This is a genomic window from Blastocatellia bacterium (assembly GCA_025055075.1).
Taxonomy (GTDB): domain Bacteria; phylum Acidobacteriota; class Blastocatellia; order HR10; family HR10; genus HR10.
On sequence record JANWYV010000001.1, the window covers coordinates 44,119 to 64,957 of the forward strand.

19 protein-coding genes are annotated in these 20,839 nt (G+C 62.4%); 2 read left to right on the forward strand and 17 right to left on the reverse strand.

Features of this window, described 5'->3' with window-relative positions:
* Window positions 1-4 precede the first annotated feature (4 nt).
* The 6 genes from NZ746_00190 to NZ746_00215 form a co-directional block, all read right to left on the reverse strand.
* Complete coding sequence (locus NZ746_00190) at window positions 5-1,366, reverse strand: sigma-54 dependent transcriptional regulator (protein ID MCS6815777.1); 1,362 nt, start codon at window positions 1,364-1,366, stop codon at window positions 5-7.
* Window positions 1,363-3,063: an ATP-binding protein gene (locus tag NZ746_00195; GenBank protein MCS6815778.1), complete on the reverse strand. Its 1,701-nt coding sequence runs from the start codon at window positions 3,061-3,063 to the stop codon at window positions 1,363-1,365. Before NZ746_00195 ends, NZ746_00190 begins: the two co-directional genes overlap by 4 nt.
* A gap of 8 nt (window positions 3,064-3,071) precedes the next feature.
* Window positions 3,072-4,664: a Ni/Fe-hydrogenase cytochrome b subunit gene (gene hybB, locus NZ746_00200; GenBank protein ID MCS6815779.1), complete on the reverse strand. Its 1,593-nt coding sequence runs from the start codon at window positions 4,662-4,664 to the stop codon at window positions 3,072-3,074.
* 54 nt (window positions 4,665-4,718) lie between these two features.
* Window positions 4,719-5,549 (reverse strand): 4Fe-4S dicluster domain-containing protein, encoded by an 831-nt coding sequence (locus NZ746_00205; GenBank protein MCS6815780.1) that lies wholly within the window; start codon window positions 5,547-5,549, stop codon window positions 4,719-4,721.
* 278 nt (window positions 5,550-5,827) lie between these two features.
* Window positions 5,828-6,526 (reverse strand): hypothetical protein, encoded by a 699-nt coding sequence (locus NZ746_00210; GenBank protein ID MCS6815781.1) that lies wholly within the window; start codon window positions 6,524-6,526, stop codon window positions 5,828-5,830.
* A 3-nt stretch (window positions 6,527-6,529) separates the two neighbouring features.
* Window positions 6,530-7,546, reverse strand: a complete 1,017-nt coding sequence (locus NZ746_00215) for a glycine cleavage system protein H (protein MCS6815782.1) — start codon at window positions 7,544-7,546, stop codon at window positions 6,530-6,532.
* A 169-nt stretch (window positions 7,547-7,715) separates the two neighbouring features.
* On the opposite strand from NZ746_00215, the gene NZ746_00220 reads away from it, so the two are divergent.
* On the forward strand, window positions 7,716-7,877 hold the full coding sequence (locus tag NZ746_00220; protein MCS6815783.1) for a hypothetical protein: 162 nt from the start codon (window positions 7,716-7,718) through the stop codon (window positions 7,875-7,877).
* A gap of 24 nt (window positions 7,878-7,901) precedes the next feature.
* Window positions 7,902-8,708, forward strand: coding sequence for a C-GCAxxG-C-C family protein (locus NZ746_00225; GenBank protein ID MCS6815784.1), 807 nt, complete (start codon window positions 7,902-7,904; stop codon window positions 8,706-8,708).
* A gap of 107 nt (window positions 8,709-8,815) precedes the next feature.
* Here NZ746_00225 and NZ746_00230 read toward each other — a convergent pair whose 3' ends face one another.
* The 11 genes from NZ746_00230 to NZ746_00280 form a co-directional block, all read right to left on the reverse strand.
* Complete coding sequence (locus NZ746_00230) at window positions 8,816-10,108, reverse strand: glycosyltransferase family 4 protein (protein MCS6815785.1); 1,293 nt, start codon at window positions 10,106-10,108, stop codon at window positions 8,816-8,818.
* 10 nt (window positions 10,109-10,118) lie between these two features.
* Window positions 10,119-11,987 carry a PEP-utilizing enzyme gene (locus NZ746_00235; protein MCS6815786.1) on the reverse strand — a complete coding sequence of 623 codons (1,869 nt, stop codon included), beginning with the start codon at window positions 11,985-11,987 and terminating at the stop codon, window positions 10,119-10,121.
* Complete coding sequence (locus NZ746_00240; GenBank protein MCS6815787.1) at window positions 11,984-12,271, reverse strand: HPr family phosphocarrier protein; 288 nt, start codon at window positions 12,269-12,271, stop codon at window positions 11,984-11,986. Before NZ746_00240 ends, NZ746_00235 begins: the two co-directional genes overlap by 4 nt.
* A 6-nt stretch (window positions 12,272-12,277) precedes the next feature.
* A complete protein-coding gene (locus tag NZ746_00245) occupies window positions 12,278-12,691 on the reverse strand; it encodes a PTS sugar transporter subunit IIA (protein ID MCS6815788.1) in 414 nt (137 codons plus the stop codon).
* A 135-nt stretch (window positions 12,692-12,826) separates the two neighbouring features.
* Window positions 12,827-13,702, reverse strand: coding sequence for an RNase adapter RapZ (rapZ, locus tag NZ746_00250; protein ID MCS6815789.1), 876 nt, complete (start codon window positions 13,700-13,702; stop codon window positions 12,827-12,829).
* A 12-nt stretch (window positions 13,703-13,714) separates the two neighbouring features.
* Window positions 13,715-14,677, reverse strand: a complete 963-nt coding sequence (gene hprK, locus NZ746_00255; protein MCS6815790.1) for an HPr(Ser) kinase/phosphatase — start codon at window positions 14,675-14,677, stop codon at window positions 13,715-13,717.
* Window positions 14,678-14,684: 7 nt separating this feature from the next.
* Window positions 14,685-15,200, reverse strand: coding sequence for a ribosome-associated translation inhibitor RaiA (gene raiA, locus NZ746_00260; protein MCS6815791.1), 516 nt, complete (start codon window positions 15,198-15,200; stop codon window positions 14,685-14,687).
* Window positions 15,197-16,663 (reverse strand): RNA polymerase factor sigma-54, encoded by a 1,467-nt coding sequence (rpoN, locus tag NZ746_00265; protein ID MCS6815792.1) that lies wholly within the window; start codon window positions 16,661-16,663, stop codon window positions 15,197-15,199. Before rpoN ends, raiA begins: the two co-directional genes overlap by 4 nt.
* A 3-nt stretch (window positions 16,664-16,666) precedes the next feature.
* Window positions 16,667-17,470, reverse strand: a complete 804-nt coding sequence (lptB, locus tag NZ746_00270; GenBank protein MCS6815793.1) for an LPS export ABC transporter ATP-binding protein — start codon at window positions 17,468-17,470, stop codon at window positions 16,667-16,669.
* On the reverse strand, window positions 17,467-19,725 hold the full coding sequence (gene lptC / locus NZ746_00275) for an LPS export ABC transporter periplasmic protein LptC (GenBank protein ID MCS6815794.1): 2,259 nt from the start codon (window positions 19,723-19,725) through the stop codon (window positions 17,467-17,469). Before lptC ends, lptB begins: the two co-directional genes overlap by 4 nt.
* Window positions 19,722-20,839, reverse strand: a 1,118-nt coding sequence (locus NZ746_00280) for a DHH family phosphoesterase (GenBank protein MCS6815795.1), incomplete at its 5' end; no start/stop codon positions are given. The genes NZ746_00280 and lptC, both read right to left, overlap by 4 nt.

Consider the following 20,839-nt stretch of genomic DNA (forward strand, 5'->3'; position numbering starts at 1 on the left):
CTCATCATCGCGGCGAATCGGGTTTGAGCTGATACTTCCGGATCTTATTGTAGAGCGTCACGCGATCAATACCGAGCAAGCGAGCCGCTTGCGAAATATTCCACCCCGTCTCCTGCAGGATCCGCGCGATATGCTGCCGTTCGACTTCAGCGAGCGTTTTCCCAACTGCGGACTCTCGCGCCTCGTTCACGTAGAGGGGGAGGTCTTCCGGCTGGATCTCGCGCCCGCGGCAGACGAGCACGGCGCGCTCGATGGCGTTCTGCAGCTCGCGCACGTTCCCTGGCCAATCGTATTGTTGCAGCAGCGCCATCGCCGCCGTCGAGATGCCGTGAACCGGCTTGTTCATGCTCCGCGCGAATTTTTTGAGGAAATGCTCGGCCAGAAGCGGGATGTCCTCTCGTCGCTCGCGGAGCGGCGGGATGGTGATGGAGAAAACGTTGATCCGATAGTAGAGGTCCTCGCGGAACTTCCCTTCGGCGACCAAGGCCTCCAGGTCCTTGTTGGTCGCTGCGATCAGGCGGAAGTCTACGGAGATGGGCGTGTTGCCCCCGACGCGGAAGATCTTCTTCTCCTCGAGAACGCGGAGCAGATCCACCTGCGTCTTGAGGCTGATATCGCCGATCTCATCCAAAAAGAGCGTCCCCCCGTCGGCCAACTCGAATTTCCCCTTGCGCCGATAATGCGCGCCGGTAAACGCCCCTTTCTCGTGTCCGAACAGCTCGCTCTCGATGACGCCCTCGGCCAGGGCGCCGCAGTTGACGATCACGATTGGCATGTAACGGCGCGGGCTATTGGCATGGATGGCGCGGGCGACCAGCTCCTTCCCCGTCCCACTCTCCCCGCGGATGAGGACCGTCGTATCCGACATGGCGACGAGCCGGATCTGTTCGAGCACGCGTCGGATGGCCGGACTCTGCCCGATGATTTCGTGAAACAGCTCCATCTCCTGAAGGCGCTCGCGTAGCCGAATGTTCTCGGCGACCAATTGCTTTCGTTCGACGGCGTTTCGAATGACGTGCTCCAATTGATCGGGATCGAAGGGCTTCACGATATAATCGTAAGCGCCTTGCTTCATCGCCTCCACGGCCGTCTCGACCGAGGCGTAAGCTGTCATGATGATGATGGTGGCGTCGGGAGCGATCTCCCGAATGCGTCGCTGCAATTGCAGGCCGTCCATTCCGGGCATCTTGATGTCGATGAGGAAGAGGTCGTAGCTGGATTCGGCCAGCTTCTGCAAGGTCTCCTTTCCCGATCCCGCGACGTCCACCAGGTACCCCTCTTCGCGGAACCAATTTCCCAGGGATTCCCGTACGACGGCCTCATCGTCCACGATCAAAATGCGGACTTTGTCCTTGGGCAAGGTCATAGGGCGTTCCTCCCGCTCTGGCCGGCGCCGCTTGGGGCAGCCGTGGAAGAGAGATCGAAAGCGAGGTCAGCGCGTTCCTCCTCATGGGATGGCGGGGTGAGCGGCAAGTGAAGCGTGAAGGTCGTCCCCTGTCCGAGTGCCGATTGCACGTGGATCTCCCCGCCGTGTCGGTGGAGGATGCTGAGCACGACCGAAAGACCGAGGCCAAGGCTCCCCTCTTTCTCTTTGGTCGTGAAGAAGGGCTCGAAGATGTGCCGTTGCGTCTCCTCGTCCATTCCAACGCCGTTGTCGCGGATCGCGATTTCGACGCGCTGAGTCTCGGGGAGGAACCGCGAGCGGACCTCGAGCACCCCCTCTTCCGGCTGCATCGCTTCGCAGGCGTTGATCAAAAGGGCGACCAAGGCTTGTTGGATCTGTTGGCCATCGCAGACGATGGGGGGAAGGGAAGGATCGAGGTGTACGTTGGTCTGCAAGCTCATCAGTTCGATCTTGTGCTGGATCAAGCGCAGCGATTGATGGATGAGCGCGTTGACGTCATGCGGTTGAAAACGCGCGCGCGAGGGGCGCACAAATTGCAAGAGGTTCTTCACGATCTCCCCGCAGCGCGCCGACTCATTGGCGATCAACTCCAGATATTGGCGCGCGCTCGCAAGGTCCTCGGCCGAGAGCCCGTGATCCCGCATCTTCTTGAGCAAGAGTTTCGCCGTCGTGAGGATGCCGGACAAGGGATTATTGATCTCATGCGCGACGATGGCCGCGAGCTTCCCGATGGAGGCCATGCGCTCGGCATGTAGCATTTGCTCATGCGCGCGCCGCAGCTCGGCCGTCTTCTGGGCCACGCGTTCCTCCAACGTGCGCGCCCAACTCAACACTTCCTCGTGAGCGCGCTTCAGCTCCTCAGTCATCGCGTTGAAAGAGGCCGCCAATTCCCCGAGCTCATCGCGCGAGGTGAGGGGGATTTTGTAGTCGAGGTCGCCAGCGGCGACACGTTCGGTCCCCTTCTTCAGATGCTTGATCGGAACATGGATCATCGTCACGGTGACGGCCACGACGACGAGCGCGACGAAGAGGAGGCTTATCAAGAAGAGGCGAAGGAGTTGACGCTGGCCCTCCGCAATGGCGGCGTCCACGGGAGCGAGCGAGAGCGTCACGTCCAGCACCCCGAGTACCGATTGCGCTGCTGTGTGCGCGTGGCACGGAGCGGTGTAGCACCCCGGCTCATTCTCGATAGGGTTGATGAGGCCCAAGATGCGCTCCCCGCGATCCCCCACGTACACGCGGACGCGATCCGGACGCTCCAATCGAGCGAGCGGCTGCTCCTGGGCATGGCAGGCGTAGCAGGCCTCGGCGCGCTTGTCCACGAACGTATTCATCTCGCGCGCATCAGTGGAGAAGCTGATGCGTCCCTCCTTGTCGAAGATGCGAATCTTGTGAATGCCGGGTTGCGCGCCGATGGTGAGGAGCGTGTGGTAGATCTCATCACGGTGGTTCTGCAGCATGCTGTAGCGCAGCCCTCGCTTGATGACATCGCTGGTGCGGTCGGCGCTCATGATGGTCATCTGCTCCAGATCGCGCTTGTGGAGCTGCAGGGTTTGGTATCCGAGAAGCGCGAAGACGAGCGCCATGCTCGCGATGAGCCAGAGGGCCAACTTCACGCTCACGCTCGACATCCATCGGCGAACGCCGTCTTGCTTCATCCCTCCTCCTAGGGCCGATGACATGCCGTGCAGTCCTCCTTCACGCTGAAAGAGGTACGCCCGTCGTGGCATCGTCCACAGTGTCGTTCATCGTGCAGATCGCGAGCGGGGGATGGCGCTCCCCTCCCAGATGCCTTCAAGATGCGGAACGGCTCATGATGGCAGACCGTGCAATTGGGTCGCTCCCAATTGAGGTGCGAGGCATGTCGGAAGGTGACCGGTCCGGGACTCGCTTCTCCTTGGGGGAACGTGATGTCCGGAGGGACTTCAAACCGCTCCAGACCTTCGGCGATCTCGGGCTCACTCTCCTCGCCGGAGGTCGCGGGAGCGAACATCCGCTCGCGATATTGCAGACCGCTGTAGGCCGACCCCATGGCGCTGACGAAGAAGATCCCGCCGAGGATCAGCACAAGAGGCGTCGTTCCGATCCACGGTCGTCGCAGGACGGCCACGGCCGGAGGCTCCACCAAGGTGGGCGCCGGAAGGCGTTCCATCTCCGGGAAGACGGGCAGATACTTCACCGCCAGCCCAAAGAACGCGAAGCCCAAGGCGACGATCATCAACGTCACCGAGAGCTCCGTCCAACTCGGGAAGTACGAGACGCCGGAGGAGGCCTCCATCCCCGTGATGCTCACATTCAGCCGATTCATGATGAAGCCCAAGACCACCAGGACGGCAGAGACGAAGAGCCCGAAATGATCCATCCGGATGCGGCGAATGCTGAGCAAGAGGATGGGACCAATCACGCCCATCAGCGTCTCCGCCAAGAACATTCGCCCTTCGTAGGTCGGTTCCAGGGCGCGCGCGAGCACATCCCGTCTGGCCAGGTCTTGGACTCTCAGGACCAGGTATACGGCCAGTGCGACGACGGTCACTTTGCCCAGATCGGCGAGCAGATCAATCTCCAGCCGTTTCCGAAACGCGCGGTAGCTCAAAAAGGACTCGAAGATGGTCATCGCGCATCCGAGCGCGATCGCCGAAATGAAGAAGAAGACGGGCAGGAGCGGCGAGTACCAGAGCGGATGCAGCTTCTCCGGGACGATCAGATAGAGCGATCCGAGCGAGGATTGGTGGAGCGTCGAGAGGATGACGCCGAGGATGACCAATGGCACCGTCAGCGCGTGAAGGATCCGCAGTGGCCTCTCAAGCCTCAGGCGCTCGAACACCATCGGGCTGAACTCCAGCGCGAGCACCGTCGTGTAGAGCATGACGCACCACGCAACTTCGAACATCACCGAGTGCGGGTTCCACATGACCAACGGGTGCCAGATACGATAGGGGCGTCCCAAGTCGAAGAGTAAAGCCACGATGACGAGCACGTATCCGAGGAACGCGGTGAGAATCGTGGGACGAATGATCGGGCGAAACCGCTCGATGTTGAAGATGTAGACGACCGCGCTGAGGGTGAATCCGCCGGCTGCCAGGGCTACTCCGCAGAGGACGTCGAACCCAATCCACAATCCCCAGGGGAAGGCGTCGCTCAGAGCTGTGCTTGCCCCCAGGCCGCGGGTGAACCGAATGACCGTGCTGTAGAGGCCAGCACCCAGGATGACGATAAACACGAGCTGCCAAAAACTCGGTCGGCGGAAGCTCCATCGCATAGCCTTCTTCCTCACCAGATCGCTTGCCCCACGCGCTCGACGCGCGCGGGCAGATCACTCCTCTTCCTGTGAGGGACCGACAAATCCGGACGCCGAGGGATCGCGCGAGACTTCCTCAGAGGCGCCGCGCCTCTTCCGCTCTTCGCGTTCTCGGATCTGGACCTCTCGACGCCGATTCGTGATCCACCAAATGCCGCCCAGCAGAACGCTGCCGACGACGACGAAATCAGGGATCTTCTGTAAGACCTGCCACGTCAGCAGCGGCAGCGGTTCCGATAGCAGATCGGTGCGATAGCCGAGGCGCTCGAAGGGGACGTCCGAAAGAAGCAACACCGATGTGCCGCCGACTTCCTCCAATCCGTAGATCCTCGGCACGTATTTCTGGGGGCGGGCGCGGATCCGCGCGCGAGCTTCCTCGATCAACGCCTGGCGGTCACCGAATTTCGTCGCTCCCGTCGGACAAACTTCGGCGCATGCCGTGGGGCGCCCGGCCGCGAGGCGATCGGCACAAAGGTCGCACTTTCGAACGCGGGGCAGGACCTTCCCCCATTCGTACTTCGGAATATCAAAGGGACACGCCAGCATGCAATACCGACACCCGATACAGCGCGCCTCATGATAGATGACCGGGCCGGTGGCCGTCTTCTCCAACGCGCCAACTGGACAGACGGAGACACATGTGGGGACTTCGCAATGCATGCAGAGTTGGCGAATGAATCGCCCCCCACGCTTCTTCACGACCGTATAGGTTCGATCCGAGAGCTGATCGTCTAGAAAGTGCGCCACCGTTCGCGGGAGCCGGTTTCGCTCCTTACACGCTTCGTAGCAGGCGCCGCACCCAATGCACAGGGTCACGTCAAAGAGAAGACCTTTTTTGCCGCCCATACGCGCCCTCCCTTCTAGAAGGATGCAAGTTTCATGCCGCGGATGGAGTGCGAGGGGTTCCCCGGGGCTCACTTCCGGAAGCTTTCATTTCAAGGACTTGCAGGGAATGGTCGCTCCCTTCTCTTCTCCCGAGGGAGCGGGGGTGGGGCAAATCCCCCATCTGGAGCCGTTCCACTGATGTCTGAGGCACGAGCCCATATGCCACTGGCTCCGGGATAAGGAGCGGCTGGCGCGCGCTTCCTTGCGGATGCCAGAAGCGGCGCCTTTTGCCGCTCCCCTTATTCTACCGACGGGCTCCGCAGGAACGTCCGCGTGAATTCCGCCCAGCCAACTTCATCCAGCGTCTCCAGGAGACCTTCCGCCCACTGTCCACCGTCCTGCAGGACATGCCCGAGAGCCGGTTGCAGCATCGGACGCATGGTCAAGAACTCCTTGAGCCGTTCGATTTCCGAGCGGAGCCATGCCCGCGCTTCTTCCGCGACGAACAGATGGCGCAGATGCGCTGCCAGGTTCATCGGCTTCAGCGCGCACACCCATCCCTCTTCATACGGGTCCATCCGCCCCGTCTCGGGAAGGCGCGCGAGGTTCTCGTTGATGGCGCTCACGACACCAGTGATCGGTGCGCGGAAGACGGCTCGTCGGCCATTTTGCAGGACGACGAACAGCGGATCACCGCGCCGAACGACGGAGCCGACTTTCGGCAGCTCCACCGCGTCCACGCGACCGATCGCTCGACGCACGAACTCGTCCATGCCGATCAGCGTCCGTCCGTTCGGTTCCAGGCGAACCCACGTGTGTCCTTCGTCCAGGAAGAGGCCAGCGGGGACCGAGACCGTTTCCAACGCGAGCGCCGGGAAGATCTCAGGACGCGGCGTCACTCGCCTCAGAGCTCGTCTCTGTCGAGCTTCAGCCCATTGGACGAGAGAATCCACAAGGATGAAACCGATAATCGTGAGAATGACGAAGAACGCGACCATAGGTCACCTCCTGTGTCGAGACTTCCTCTCGGGCGCGCTTTTTGAGCGCCCGGCTTGTGGATGTAAGAATCGCGCGATCACCTGCGCCCACCCCGTGGGGCCGAGCTGTTCGATGAGCGCTTCCCTCGCGGGAGGGGCGAGGAGATCGCGCTCGGAAGGTGAAACGGGAACGCCCCCATCTTGGAGCGTGCGGCCGGCGAGGGCTTCTGGGGGCGTTCCCATGGTGCACAAAGCCGCGTGAATCTCTTGGTGTAGCCTGGCGACCTCCTGCTCATACCAAGCGAACGCTTGCTCCCCGTAGAGCAAGTGTCTCAATCCCTCCTGCAAGCGTTCCGGTTGAAGGATCAGCATCCATCCCTCTCCGTAGGGATCGTGATTGATAAGGGAGGGATACCGCTTGAGTTTCTCGTTAAGCTGACGGACCACCCCCGTCATGGGAGCTGGCACGGCGATCTCCCCCGCCTGGTGCACCAACGTGCCGCACGGATGTCCGGCGATCACCCGTGCGCCGACCTCGGAGAGCTTCACTTGATAAATGCGTCCGAGAAGCTTCTGCCCGAAATCATCCAAGCCAATCCGCACGTTCCCTCGCCGCTCGATGCGTGCCCATAGATGGGCCGGATGGTAGAAGAGCGCTTCTTTCATGTGAAATCCCTCGCGGACGAAGGTGAGATCACGACCCGCGCTCTGCTCATGGAGAGGGTCTCGCTGCTCTTTGCAAAGCGGGCATCCGGCGAGCCCATGATCCTCAACCCGATCGTACACGATTCGTTCCGCGGGGACTCGTCGTGCGATCCTCTCAGCCACGGCTCCTGCCGTCTGTTCTCGAAAAGCGCGATCGAAGGGGCACTGTTCGCATTCGTAATCTCGATCGCAGAGCTTGTAATCCACAATCCCCGCCAGCATCCACACGCATTTGAGCAAAGCCGAATCATATTCGCCTTCGAAAACCACGGGGGAAGCAGCGCCTGTGGCTCCTGCCCATCGCTTTCGCATCCACTTGTTCGCTTCTGGCTTCATGCTCCCTCCCTCATCCGTCGAGAACATATGCAATCAACGTGCCCCGCGGCAGCGTTCTCCGCTGTCTGGGAAACCCATTGAGCAACAGGAGAATACGCGTCTCCCGCTCAACTGTCGGATTCGCTCCTCCCCGCGAGCGTTGAATTTTTCAACGCCACACGGAGGATAGATGTTGGAAGTCATGGCGCATCGCGCGCTTAGCGATGTTGAGGAGTTCAACGGAACAGTTGCGCTTTTCAACAGGCAGCTGAGCCGTCCGCGCGCTAACTCTAGAGGAATCAAAGGTGCCTGTCTCGGCACGCGGCTTGCTGAAAAGGCATGGCGGAAGTGATAACGCGAGGAAGGAGGGGGTGCTATGAATTCAAGGAAACTCACGCGAAAGGAATTCCTGACGTTGACGACCAAATGCGCCGCCTGTGCGGCGGTAGGCGTGGCTGGAGTGAGTCTCGTCGGCCGCGAGGGAGAAGCGCGGATGGAGCTTCCTCCCTGGCCGTGGCCCTACAAGAAGATTGATCCCGAATACGCCCGGAAGCTCGGGCACGAGGGATACTGGGACAAAGGTTACGGATGCGCGTATGGTGCGTTTCGCGCGATCATTCTCCCGTTGCGCGAAACCGTCGGGTACCCATACACGCTCATTCCGCCCGAGATGATGATTTGGGGGCATGGTGGCGTCGTCGGATGGGGCGGAACTTGCGGAGCGCTCCTGGGCGCTGCGGCGGCCATCAACCTCGTGTGCGATAAGCCGACGGCCGATCGGCTCATCCATGAATTGCAGGGCTGGTACACGCAAGTGCCTCTGCCGACGGACATCAGCAATGAGTACGCCCAGACCGGGAAGTTCTTCGTCCAGAGGTACACGCGGCCGCTGCCGCAGAACGTCGCGGGATCTCCCTTGTGCCACATCTCGGTGACCAAGTGGTGCCGAGATTCGGGATTCCGGGCCACGTCGCTCGAGCGGAGGGAGCGATGCGGCCGGCTGACAGGGGATGTCGCGGCTTACACGGCTGAGCTTCTGAATCAATGGGCCGACGGCAAGTTCCAAGGCATCTACGTTCCGCCAGAGTCTATCGCGACGTGCCTCAGATGCCATGGCGATAAGGGCATGGACGATGTGAGAGCCAGGATGAATTGCGTGCAGTGCCACACGCCGCATCCGTGAGGCCCGTTCATCCCCCGCGCGCGCCGCATCGCGCGGGGGATGCCCTCTTCATATGATCCGGGAAGGCGTATGAGGGCGAGAAGCCCTTTCGAGGAGGAGATCGCCACTCACGGGGTGGGTGAAATCGTTTGCCCTCTATCGGGCGAATCACTGGATGCGCGAGCAATGAATGTACGTTCGTCTGCTCGCGATGCAAGCAGAGTCAGATAGAGCTCTCGCATGCGCCGGATGAGTTGGTCGGCTTGAAAGTGGGCGAGGGCGAAAGCTTGCGCGGCGCGGGCGACGCGCGCAGCTTCCTCAGGATGGTCGAGGACATAGAGGATTCGCCCTGCCAGTGCCTCCGGATCCTTCGAGGGAACGAGCCATCCGGTCTCTCCGTCGCGAATGAGATCGGGCGTGCCTCCGACGGCTGTGGCGATGACGGGCCGAGCCGCGGCCATGGCTTCGATCACGGCCACCGGCGTTCCCTCGTTGAGGGAGTTGTTCACGACCAAATCTGCGTCGGCGTAGACGCGCTCCAGATCCTCTCGCCAACCGAGGAACGAGACATGCCCGCGCAAGGGAGGATGACAACTCGCCACTTCAAGCTGAGGACGCAGCTCCCCGTCTCCAACAAGGAGGAGATGAGCATCAGGCCTGTGTTGGAGGACGCGGGCGAAGGCTTGAAAGAGCAGGGCATGGTTCTTCACCGGCACGAGCCGACCGACCGAGCAGATGAGCGGAATCGCTTCGGCCAAACCCAGTTGACGGCGAAGTTCGCCGCGAAAGCGATCGCTCTCGGCGAAGCGATCGAGTTCCAGACCGAGCGGGATGACGACGATCTTCTCAGCCGGAGCAATGCGATAGCGGATCAGCTCCTCTTTGAGGGTCGGGCTGATCGCGATGATCCGCGTCGTCCAACGGGCCAATCCTCGCTCAAGCGTGCGGAAGAGCCGAGAGAGGAGAGGGTGAAAATACGAGTGGAACGTGTGTCCATGAAACGTGTGCACGATGATCGGGACACCCGCGAGCCGAGCCGCGAGTCGGCCTAAAGCCCCGGCTTTGGAAGCGTGCGTGTGAACGATCTGCGGACGCAATCGGCGAAAGAGACGAAGAAGTTGGAAGAAGGCTCGCCCATCTTCGAGGGGACGCAGATCGCGCCGAAGGGATTCGAGCACGAGCGGCTCCACGCCGCGAGCGCGAGCGTAAGCCAGCAGATTCCCCTCGCGCGGACCCTCCCGGCCGATGATCAGCGTGGAGTGGAAGCCTTCCCCGTTGAGCCCGGCCGTCAGCAGGATGACGTGAAACGAAGGGCCACCGATGTTCAATCGAGACAAGACGCGCACGATGCGGATTGGTGCTTCAGCGTCTGTCGTGGGGCGAGCGGATCGGGACTTCTCGCTGCGGTTTTCGAAGCGCATAGGTGGGATCTTATTGGGGATCTCGAGGGGGCGGAGCGCTTCCGTTCAACAGTGCTTCATCGAAGACCTCAAGGTGCATCTCCTCAAGGCCTCGCAGCACGAGCTGTCGCACCTCGATGCCGCGCGAGGCCGTGAGCGCCTTTTGAGCGAGGTCGCGCACGCGCGCTAACTCGCACTGTCGGATGAGATCGCGGATGAGGGGAATGGCGCGCGGGCGCATGCTCAGGATGCGCACGCCTAGGCCGAGCAGCACGAGCGCATGAAGCGGATGCGCGGCCATCTCCCCGCAGACTTCGAGATCGAGGCCCGCGCGTTCGGCCGCGCGCATCACATGATGCACAGCGCGCAGCACGGCCGGATGAAGCGGATCATAGAGATGTGCGACGCGATCGTTGTCGCGATCCACCGCCAAGATGTATTGGATGAGGTCGTTCGTCCCCAGACTCAGGAAATCGGCCGCCGTCGCGAGTTCTTCCACAAGCCAGACGGCCGCTGGCGTTTCGATCATCACGCCCAATGGGAGGCGATCGGGGACTTCAAACCCTTCGGCGCGCAGCTCGCGACACACGGCATCGAGCACATGGCGCGCTTCGTGGACTTCCTCCACCCTCGTGATGAGGGGGAGGACGATGCGAAGATTCCCGAATGCCGCGGCCCGCACAATGGCGCGCAGTTGTGTCCTCAGGACTTGCGGTCTATTGAGAGAGAAGCGAATGGCGCGAAGCCCAAGTGCGGGATTGCGTTCATGGATCCACGGCTCCCGATCGTCCATCCCCGTCCGCACGAGAGGCTCATCGCGAAGCGCTCGATGGCTCCCGAGCGCCGCCATCTGATTTTCGTCCCAATCCACTGTGCGAATGACAGCACCCTCCGGTCCGGCCGCCTCGGCGACCTGGCGATACGCTCGCCATTGCATCTCTTCTGAAGGCAGCTCCGGAGCCGCTTGCAGGAAGAGGAACTCTGTGCGCAACAATCCAATGCCACACGCGCCAAAATGCCGAGCGTCCTCCAACTCCGAGAGCCGTTCGATGTTGGCGCGGACAATGATGGACACCCCGTCGCTTGTCGTCGTCGGCAGCGGTGCGCGTTCGCGCAGCAGGAGCCATCGGCGTTCGCGCTCCTTCTGCTGCTCCTCGTATCGGCGAATGACCTCTTGTGCCGGGTGCACGAAGACGAGCCCTTGGGTCCCATCCACAAGAAGGAGCGCTTGGTTTTCGATGAGGGCGAGCGCGCCGTGAATGCCGGAGACAGCCGGAATGCCCAGACCGCGCGCGAGAATGGCCGCGTGTGAAGTCCATCCTCCCGTGCCGATGACCAGCCCAGCGACGCGCTGCGGATCGAGTTCTCCAAGGAGGCTCGGCGGAAGTGTCTCCCCCACGAGGACTGCGCCTTCCGGGAAGGCGTACGCATCGCGCTCTCCGACGAGCACGGTGAGCAACCGATGGGCCACGTCCTCGATGTCGCTGCCGCGCTCGCGCAAATAATCGTCCTTGATCTCCGCATAGATGGCCAGGATGCGATCGGTGACCAACTTCACGGCCCATTCCGCATTGATCGCGTTTGTGCGGATGAGCATCTCGATCTCTCCCAGGATCCCCGCATCTTCCAGCATCAATCGCTGCGCGTCCAGGATGTAGGCGTGTTCTCTCCCCAGAGCGTGTTCCATGCGCTGCCGCAGCGCCTGGAGCTGTTCGCGAGCGACGGCCACGGCCGTTTGGAATCGCGCCACTTCCGCATCAACCTCATGAGGGGCGAGCGATCGTCGGAAGACCAAGCGCCCGCGCCGTGGCAAATGCACCGCTGGACCCCATCCCACTCCCGGCGAAACGCCCAATCCACGAAGGACGATCTCCGGACGCGTCGCGCGATTCGCCGTCACGATGTCGCTCCTCCCTCCTCGCCGAATTTCGATTCGATTAACCGACAGATGGCCTCGACCGCTTCCTCCTCGTCGTCTCCCGACGCGATGACGTCCAAATACGTCCCCGCGGAAGCCGCCAAGAGCAAGACGCCGAGAATGCTCTTGGCATCCACGGTCTGTCCATTATCGCACCGCGCGAGCGCGATCGTGCTCTGGAAACGATTGGCGACGTGCACGAGCTTCGCCGCCGCCCGCGCGTGTAGCCCCAGACGATTGGTCACTTGCACGGTTCGCCGTTGCATCCTCGGCTAACGTTTGGTGGGGGTGAGAATCTCGCTGGCCAGGTAGATGTTCTTCTGCCCTTGCTCCTTGACCTTTCGCGCTACCGTGAGCAGATCGTCGTTCGGATCCTGATCGGCGAGCTTCAGGATCATCGGCAGATTGACGCCAGTGACGATCTCCACCGGTTCGCTCCCCAAGAATGTAGCGGCGAGGTTGGTCGGCGTCCCGCCGAACATATCCGTCAGCAAGAGCACGCCCCGCCCGCTATTGACGCGAGCGATCGCTTGGCGAATCGTCTCGCGCGCCACCTCGACGTCATCGTGCCAACCGATGGAGACGGCCGTAATGTGGCTGATTTCGCCGATGATCATCTCGGCCGCGTTCACCAACTCCGTGGCCAATTGCCCATGCGTGATGACGACGCCTCCAACGAGTCCCATGGATGCCCCCTTTCCTCACAGAGAGATCACCGAAGCAATCCCTCCACGCGCCCGGCGCGCTTCATCTCTTCCGCGCGCCCTCCTAATTGTACCTCACGGCGTGCGCGCCCGTCCTCGACGAGGCAGGCGACGCGCTCACGGTTTGTCCACATCGCGGTGCGCGACGCGAATCTTATATCCGTCGCGCCGCAGCGTGCGGGCTAGCTCCTCGACGATCATCACCGAACGATGGCGTCCCCCCGTACACCCGATCCCGATCGTCACATAACTGCGGCCCTCGCGTTGATAGCGCGGCAGGAGAAAGCGGAGGAGATTCTCCAGATGGGCGATCGTCTCCGCGGTGTCCGGCTGCGCATGCATGAAGGCGACGACTTCGGGATCTTGCCCCGTTCGCTCGCGCAACTCGGGCACAAAGTGTGGGTTCGGCAGAAAGCGTACGTCGAAGAGTAAATCCAGTCCGGGCGGAACGCCATGCTTGAATCCGAAGCTCACGAGCGTGACCGTCATCTCCAACAGGGCGTCGGTCGTGCCGAAGCGCTCGATCACATAGCGGCGCAGCGTGTGGACCGTATGCTCGGACGTATCAATGATCAGATCCGCCCGGGCGCGAATCTCCGCCAGCAACTCTCGCTCTCGCGCGATGGCCGCCGAGAGATCCGTCTCCGCATCGGCCAGCGGATGCGGGCGGCGCGTCTCCGAGAAACGGCGCAGCAAGACGTCGGGGCTCGCCTCGAAGAAGACGATCTTCACGTTCGTCCCCTGCCGCCGCAGCTCATCGTACAGGCGAGGGAAGTCCGGCAAGAACTGTCGCTCGCGGATGTCAATGACGATGACGGCCCGTTTGAGCGTCTCCAGAGAGCGCTCGCACAACTCCACGAAGGGGGGGATGAGATGAATCGGCAGGTTATCCACGCAGAAGTATCCGAGGTCCTCGAAGGCCTTGACCGCCGAGGTCTTCCCCGAGCCGCTCAAGCCCGTGAGGATGAGAATTTGCGGAGAAGGAGAGGCCATAGCGGCATTTGCTCACCGCGAGTCCTGAGCCTCGCCCGTGACCAGCGCATCGTGCGCGCGCACGAACCGACGCATGGCATCTATGCCACGGCGTCTCAACAGGTGATTCCGCACGGCTACTTCCACCAGCGTCGGGAGATTGCGCCAGGACGTGATGGGAAGGCGAATCAGAGGGATCGGGACGTCAAGCACACGAAGCGTCTCCTCCTGCAATCCCAGAGGATCATACTCGCGTTGCGGATCCCAGCGCTCGAAGGCGATGGCCAGCTCCAACGGCGCTTCTTCGGCGAGTGCAGCGACGCCGAACAATTCCCGGATGTCGAGGATGCCCAGCCCGCGAATCTCCATGTGCCCCTGCGCGCGTTCCGGCGCTCGCCCGATCACCCGATCCGAACCGAGCGCGCGCACCTCGACGACGTCATCGGAGACGAGCCGATGCCCGCGCTGAATGAGATCGAGCGCACATTCGCTCTTGCCCAATCCGGATTCACCGAGCAAGAGCACGCCGACGCCGAAGACCTCTACCATGACGCCATGAATCCACTGGCGCGGAGCGAGCGTCCGTTGCAAGAACTCCGTGAGCTTCAGGATCGCCATCGAACTCAGGAGCGAAGAGACGAGCACCGGGACGCGTCGCCGTTCGGCGGCGTCCAGAAATTCCGGCGGGGGAGTGAGCCCCTTCGTCACGAGCACGCACGTGATCTCTCCCCAAGGGAGACGCTCGACGGCCTGCCGACGATCCGAGGGGGAGAGATGTTGCAGGAAGGTCACTTCGCTCTGTCCCAGAATTTGAACGCGCCCCGGGTGGACGTAGTGTGGGAATCCGGCTAACGCCAGCCCGAGCTTTTGAATCCGCGGCGAGCGAATCACGTTCGCCGCGCCCGCAGCGCCGGCGATCACTCGAAGCTCCAGTTCCGGAGGCGCTTGGGCCAATAGTTCGGCGACGGTGATCTCCGGGACGAACGAGGTGGTCATCGAAGGCTCACGGCTCGATCAACCCGAGGTGACCATCGCTCCGCTTGTAGAGGACAGCCACGCGCTCGGTCTCCGAGTTTCGAAAGACGAGGAAGTGATCGCTCGATTTCAGCAGCAGCTCGGCAGCCTCATCCGGGGTCAGGGGCTTCACCGAGTATCGCGGCGTGCGGATGATGCGCACCTCCGGCGCCGGCGACTCGACGGGCAGCGTCTTCACGAGCTTGCGCGTCGCCCGCCGACGCGCCGCGAATTTCTCCTTCTGCTTGAGGACTTGTCGAAGGAGACGGTCGATGGCTCCGGTGACGGAGCTATAGAGGTCGTCCGTCTCGGCCGTCCCCGTGAACTGATGATCTCGCCAGGTGACGAGAATCTCCGCCAGGAAACGGTGCTTCTGCGCACTCACAATGACGTGCGCTTTGGCTGCATCGTCGAGGACGCGGTCCAACTTCTCCAAAGCTCGTCGCAAACGCTTCTCGATCGTGGGCGTGAGCGTCACATTTCGCGTCGTGAGTTCAACGTTCATCTTCCCCTCCCTGCGGCAAGCAGCAAGCGATCTCGCGAGCTGGGAATGCCCAACTGCTTCCGATACTTCGTCACCGTGCGGCGAGAGAGTCGGATACCCTCTCGTTCCAAGAGACGCACGAGATCCTCATCGGTCAGCGGGGCTCGCGGATCCTCTTGCTCGATGAGCTTTTGAAGGCGGAGCTTGAGAACGCGCGTCGAAATCTGCTCACCGTTCTCCTTCCTCACGCCTTCGGTGAAGAAGCGGCGCAGCTCGATCAGGCCCTGTGGGGTATCAATGTACTTGTTGCTCACGATGCGGCTGACGGTGGAGAGCGAGAGGCCCAATTCGGCCGCGATGTCCTTCAACAGCATCGGCTTCAAATGCTCCGGGCCGTAGTCGAGGAAATCCCGTTGCCGCCGGACGATCGCTTCACATACGCGGTAGATCGCGCGCCGCCGATGCTCGATGTTCTTCAAGAGTTCGACCGCCGAGCGCAAGCGCTCGCGCACGAAATCGCGCGTCTCCTTGGGAAGGCGTTCGTCCCTGAGCAGCCGCCGATAATAGGCGTTGATCCGAAGCTGCGGTAGCCCCTCCTCGTTAAAGAGGATCACGTACCGATCGTCCACCTTTACGATGCTCGCCTCAGGCGCGATGTAGGTCGGAGGAGCAGCCCCCAAGTTTCGTCCCGGGCGCGGGTCTAACTGTCGGATGACCTCCAGCTCCTCGCGGAGCGTCTCCAGAGGGAGATTGAGCCGCTGAGCCAGCTCCGGCAACCGATGCGGTTGCAGCTCCCACAGATGCTCTCGCACGAGGCGGGCGGCCAACCGATCCTCCCATCCCCGCGCGCGGAGCTGCAGCAGCAAGCATTCCCGCAGGTCACGGGCACCGATCCCTGGAGGGTCGAGGCTTTGCACAAGAGCGAGCGCGCGCTCGACGACCTCGTCGGACCATCCTCCTAAGGCCCGGATCTCTTCGAGCGTCGCCTCCAGATAGCCGTCGCTGTTGAGGCATCCGATGATCGCTTCCGCAGCCTCGCGCACGTCCGCATCCTTCGGAGCGATCAGACGGAGTTGTTCCAGCAAGACCTCATAAAGGGAGGGACGACTCGGCGTCAGCTTCTCCAGTAGCGAGGCCTCATCTTCCGGAGGGGGCTCCGCCCACGCCGTCTGCGGGACCGGGTCGAGATAGTTCTGGAAGAAATCCTCGAAATCCACCTCCTCGAAGACGTCCTTCGGTTTCGATGGGGTTTCCTCCGATTCCGACATCGCCGCGCGGGACTCGCGCTCCGTATTGAGGAGCACCTTCTCGGCCGAAGGAACGGGTTCGATCACTTCCTCCAAAACCGGATTCTCCCGCAGCTCCTGCCGCACCAGGGCGAGCAACTCCAGTTTCGTCATGGCCAGCAGATCAATGCGTTGCTTGAGCTGCGGCGTCAGCGCCAGACGCTGCGTCAATCCCTGTGTGATCTTCACCGATGGCATAGGTCACAGCCGGAAGTGCTCACCCAAATAGACGCGCCGGACCTCCGGATCCTCCGTCAGGACCTCCGGCGTGCCGGCGCGAAAGATGCGCCCCTCGCTGAGAAGATACGCGCGGTCCGTGATCCGCAGCATCTCCCGCACATTGTGATCCGTGATCAGGATCCCAATCCCCCGTTCCTTCAATCGCACGATGATCCGTTGCAGATCGGCCACAGCGAGTGGATCGATCCCCGTCAACGGCTCATCCAAGAGCAGGAAGCGCGGCTCCATGACCAGAGCGCGCGCGATCTCCGTCCGCCGTCGTTCTCCACCCGAGAGAGCATAGCCTTTAACCCGACGCACCGACGTCAGGCCGAGATCTTCCAAGACCTCTTCCAATCGGCGCTGTCGCTCCGCGCGACTGAGCTTCTGTCGTTCCAGAACGGCGAGGATATTCTCTTCCACTGTCAGACGGCGAAAGATCGAAGGTTCTTGCGGGAGATAGACGAGCCCTCGTCGGGCGCGAAGATACATGGGTAAGGTCGTGATCTCACGGCCATCTAAAAACACGGCGCCGCGATCGGGCACCTCGATCCCAACGAGCAAATGAAAGGTCGTCGTCTTTCCCGCCCCATTGGGCCCCAGCAATCCGACGATCTCCCCGGGATGCACCTCCAGAGAGACGTCCCGAAGCACGCAGCGTCCTCGATAGTATTTCGTCAATCCCGAAGCGCGAAGGGTGGTTCCATCGCGATGAGGCCAGTCGGGAAATGAAGGGGGCCTGGAGCCGAGGGCCGTCTCCTTCGTCTCTGTGATCAATGCGCTCACGGCTTTCCCCTCGGAATGGTTCGCACAGTCTTCACGCGGCGCGCCCCTTCGCCGTCCTCGATCAAGACTTTATCACCCCCATCTTGGAAAGTCAATCGAGCCCCCTGTTGCCGCACGCCGTGACGATCATCCTCCACGCGCGCGGGAGCGCCTTCGAGAACGATTCTCGCGCTGGCCGCGTCATAGGTGGCGCGCTCCGCATACGCTCGGCGTTCCGGCTCCATGAGCGTGACGCGCCGCTCAGCGAGAGCGCGTTCGATCTCGGCCACGTCCGGTTTCATGAAGACCGTGAGTGATTCCGCCAGAAGACGCTGCGCGCCGCGTTGCAGGCTTACCTCTCCCTCGTAGAGGATCTTCCGTTCGGCTTCGCAATAGCTGAGGCGCGCGGCGGAAACGAAGATGGGGACTGCCTCGGCTCGCCCCCCTTCGACGCGAGGGGCGCGAAAGAGGAACGAACGCACACGCCCATAAGCGTTCAACGTTCGTCCCGCTTCGTCCAACTCCAGCGCTTCGGTGGCGAGATACGTGTCCTGTTGCCACGCGCGCACGGCGCCTGTATAGCGCACCCGTCGCGCCCGGTGATCCGCCTCCAGCCGATCGGCGGCGATGAAGATGGGAGCATCGCGCTCAGCGAATGGCAAGGCGCGAGCCATCGCCTCGCGAGGGAGAATCGTCGTCACCACGCGACCGCGAGCCACGCTCCGCTCTTCTCGCACGTTCATGTCCACTTCATCCGCGCGCGTCCTCCCACGGGCATCCCAAACGGTCGGATCGCCTCCGCGCAAGCGGATCCATCCGGAGTCGGCCTCGTAGATCGCCCGCTCGCTCTCGGCGCGCCGATCGCCCTCCACGTAGCGAAATCTTCCGGATTGGAGCAATCGCGCGATCCCTCGCGTCTTCGGGTCGAACTCGACCAGTAAGGTAGCGCTCGTGGTCAGGCGTTGCGAGGACGTCGCCGATGCGTCCACAGGTTCGATCCGGACACGAATATCGCCACTTGCGCGACCGAGCGTCGCACGATTCTTCTCCCCGTCGAACGTCAGTTCCGCTTCTTGCGCCCAGATCGTCGTTCGCTCAGCCGTCTTCGCCGACGACGTCGGAGGGATCTCCACCCGCACATTGCCCGAGGCGCGCAACCTTGCCAGCGCGCGCGTCTCCGTTCGGAAAAATGCTTCCAGGCGATCAGCCTCCACACGTCGCTCGCCGGTGCGCCGATCGGGCGCTCCATCCCGCAATGCGAGACTCACGCGCCCGCCCTCGGCCCGCGCGAATTGAGGGACGAGAGCATTGCGCGAGGAGACGAAGGTGATCTCCACGCGGGGACCGCGCAATTCTCGCTCATCCGTTCGATCTCGAAAGCGGGCCAGGACCGACCCGATTGCGACTGCGCGCGAGACAGCTCGCCGTTCGGTGAGTGAGACCATCAGGCTCTGGCTGACGATCTCCACCGTCGTCTGTTCGGTTCGCGAATGAAAGCGCACGTTCCCTTCGGCTGTGAAATGTCGAACTCGATGCGCGCGATCGAGAACACCCTCGAGCCGATCCGCGCGCAGTTCATCCGCATCTCGCGCGATCACGACATCTCCGGTGAGTCGGAAGGTGAGCGTCGCGCCCTCAAACGTGGCGGCGGCGGCGCGCCCATTCCAGGGTTCGCTCGAGTCGGGAGTCGTCGGCGCGATCCCGAATCGCACGGTCTGCAGGAAGACGCGACTTCGCTGATCGCGCCGCAGATGGACTTCGGCTCCTTGGCTCTCTCCCCATCCGCTCGCATGTTCGAATGTCACCGGACGTTCCGTGCGCAGGATCTCGGTCGCTTGGTCATATCGCAGCTCCTCCGTTTGGAAGCGCAAGCCTTCGCGCGTCCAGGCTCGGACATCGGTGGCGAAGATCACGAGTCCGGACGTTTGATAGTACACGGCGCGGCGAGCCGTGATGCGCGCCCGCTCGCTAGCATCCGCGGCATAGAGCGTCACGCTCACATCGCTCAGCTCATGGTGCCCGTCATCGTACACTTCGTCGCGGGCCGCCGTGAGGAGAAAGAGCGGACGCCCATCTTGAGCTTGAAGATGACGGATATTCTCGCTCACCGAGACGAGGCGCGCGCTCAAAGAAGCCTCTTTCGTCTCCGCGCCGCGCCGTCGGAGGATGTGGTGCTGCTGCCGATAGGAGATGACGACCGCCGCTCCGACGATCGTGAAGAGCGCGATGGCCAAGAGGCGAATCGCGAGCGACCATTTCGGTTCAGGCCACTTCACGAGCCTCCTCCGATCGTAAGAGATGGTGAGGGGGGGGCCGAGACGAGCGGCGGTGGGGCTTCGGACAGGTCTTTGATCACGAGGTGAATGTGGAGAAGTCCCTCGTAGAACGACTCCCCGATGCTCGCCGCGAGCCAAATGGGGGATTTGAAGGCGCGCTCCCGAAGCCGTTCGATCCCATTCCACCAGAGCGCTTCCATGCTCTTCTCCGCTTGTCGGAGACGGAGCTTGAGGTGTCGGTCTTTCAGAACGCGCGGTTCGCCGTCCACGCGCACGTTCGCGAAGAGGAAGATCGGGCGCGGATTCCCCACTCCGAAGGGCTCCAGCTGCGCGAGGTGTTGCCAGAATTCAAACGTCACGTCCGAGAGCGTCAGCGTTCCATCGAGTACGAGCGTTGGAACGAGATCAAGAGGGGTGAGCACGCGCTCAGCCTCGGCTGTGAGGCGCTCGCGGAATTCTTCGAGGCGGTCGCGTCGGAGAACGAGACCCGCGGCGTGCGCGTGTCCCCCGTAACGCTCGAAGAGATCGGCGCACGCTTCCAACCCCCGCAGCAGATGAAAGGCCGGAATGCTCCGCCCGGATCCATGCGCCCATTCGTCCTCCAGGGCGAGAACCACCGCGGGTCGCGCGAATCGTTCCACGACCTTGGACGCGACCAAGCCGAGGACGCCTCGGTGCCATCCCTCGCGAGCGAGTACGAGCACTTTTCGCTCGCGAAGCATCGGATCTTCCGCGAGCATCGCTTCGATCTCCGCGAGGACGGCTTGCTCCTCCCGCTGGCGGCGGGCGTTCTGCTCGTTGAGGTGACCCGCCAATCGTCTCGCCGTCTCCATGTCTTCTGTCAGGAGCAGTTCGATGGCCGGTTGCGCCGTGCTCAGCCGACCGACAGCGTTCAGGCGAGGGGCGAGGCGAAAAGCGACGTCCTCGCTCGTCACCGGACGATCCGGAGCGAGTCCGGCCATTTCCGCGAGGACGCGCAGCCCGACCTGCTCGGGCGTTCGGAGTTCCGCTAATCCCAAGCGCGCGATCGTGCGATTCTCTCCCACAAGCGGCGCGACGTCGGCGATCGTGCCGATGGCCGCCAGCGGCAGCAAGTGCACCAACTGCGCGCTCC

Bases quoted from the DNA above. Each gene is read 5' to 3' on its own strand.
- NZ746_00190 (MCS6815777.1), bottom strand. From the start codon at position 1,366: ATGACCTTGCCCAAGGACAAAGTCCGCATTTTGATCGTGGACGATGAG.
- NZ746_00195 (MCS6815778.1), bottom strand. From the start codon at position 3,063: ATGAAGCAAGACGGCGTTCGCCGATGGATGTCGAGCGTGAGCGTGAAG.
- hybB (MCS6815779.1), bottom strand. From the start codon at position 4,664: ATGCGATGGAGCTTCCGCCGACCGAGTTTTTGGCAGCTCGTGTTTATC.
- NZ746_00205 (MCS6815780.1), bottom strand. From the start codon at position 5,549: ATGGGCGGCAAAAAAGGTCTTCTCTTTGACGTGACCCTGTGCATTGGG.
- NZ746_00210 (MCS6815781.1), bottom strand. From the start codon at position 6,526: ATGGTCGCGTTCTTCGTCATTCTCACGATTATCGGTTTCATCCTTGTG.
- NZ746_00215 (MCS6815782.1), bottom strand. From the start codon at position 7,546: ATGAAGCCAGAAGCGAACAAGTGGATGCGAAAGCGATGGGCAGGAGCC.
- NZ746_00220 (MCS6815783.1), top strand. From the start codon at position 7,716: ATGTTGGAAGTCATGGCGCATCGCGCGCTTAGCGATGTTGAGGAGTTC.
- NZ746_00225 (MCS6815784.1), top strand. From the start codon at position 7,902: ATGAATTCAAGGAAACTCACGCGAAAGGAATTCCTGACGTTGACGACC.
- NZ746_00230 (MCS6815785.1), bottom strand. From the start codon at position 10,108: ATGCGCTTCGAAAACCGCAGCGAGAAGTCCCGATCCGCTCGCCCCACG.
- NZ746_00240 (MCS6815787.1), bottom strand. From the start codon at position 12,271: ATGCAACGGCGAACCGTGCAAGTGACCAATCGTCTGGGGCTACACGCG.
- NZ746_00245 (MCS6815788.1), bottom strand. From the start codon at position 12,691: ATGGGACTCGTTGGAGGCGTCGTCATCACGCATGGGCAATTGGCCACG.
- rapZ (MCS6815789.1), bottom strand. From the start codon at position 13,702: ATGGCCTCTCCTTCTCCGCAAATTCTCATCCTCACGGGCTTGAGCGGC.
- hprK (MCS6815790.1), bottom strand. From the start codon at position 14,677: ATGACCACCTCGTTCGTCCCGGAGATCACCGTCGCCGAACTATTGGCC.
- raiA (MCS6815791.1), bottom strand. From the start codon at position 15,200: ATGAACGTTGAACTCACGACGCGAAATGTGACGCTCACGCCCACGATC.
- rpoN (MCS6815792.1), bottom strand. From the start codon at position 16,663: ATGCCATCGGTGAAGATCACACAGGGATTGACGCAGCGTCTGGCGCTG.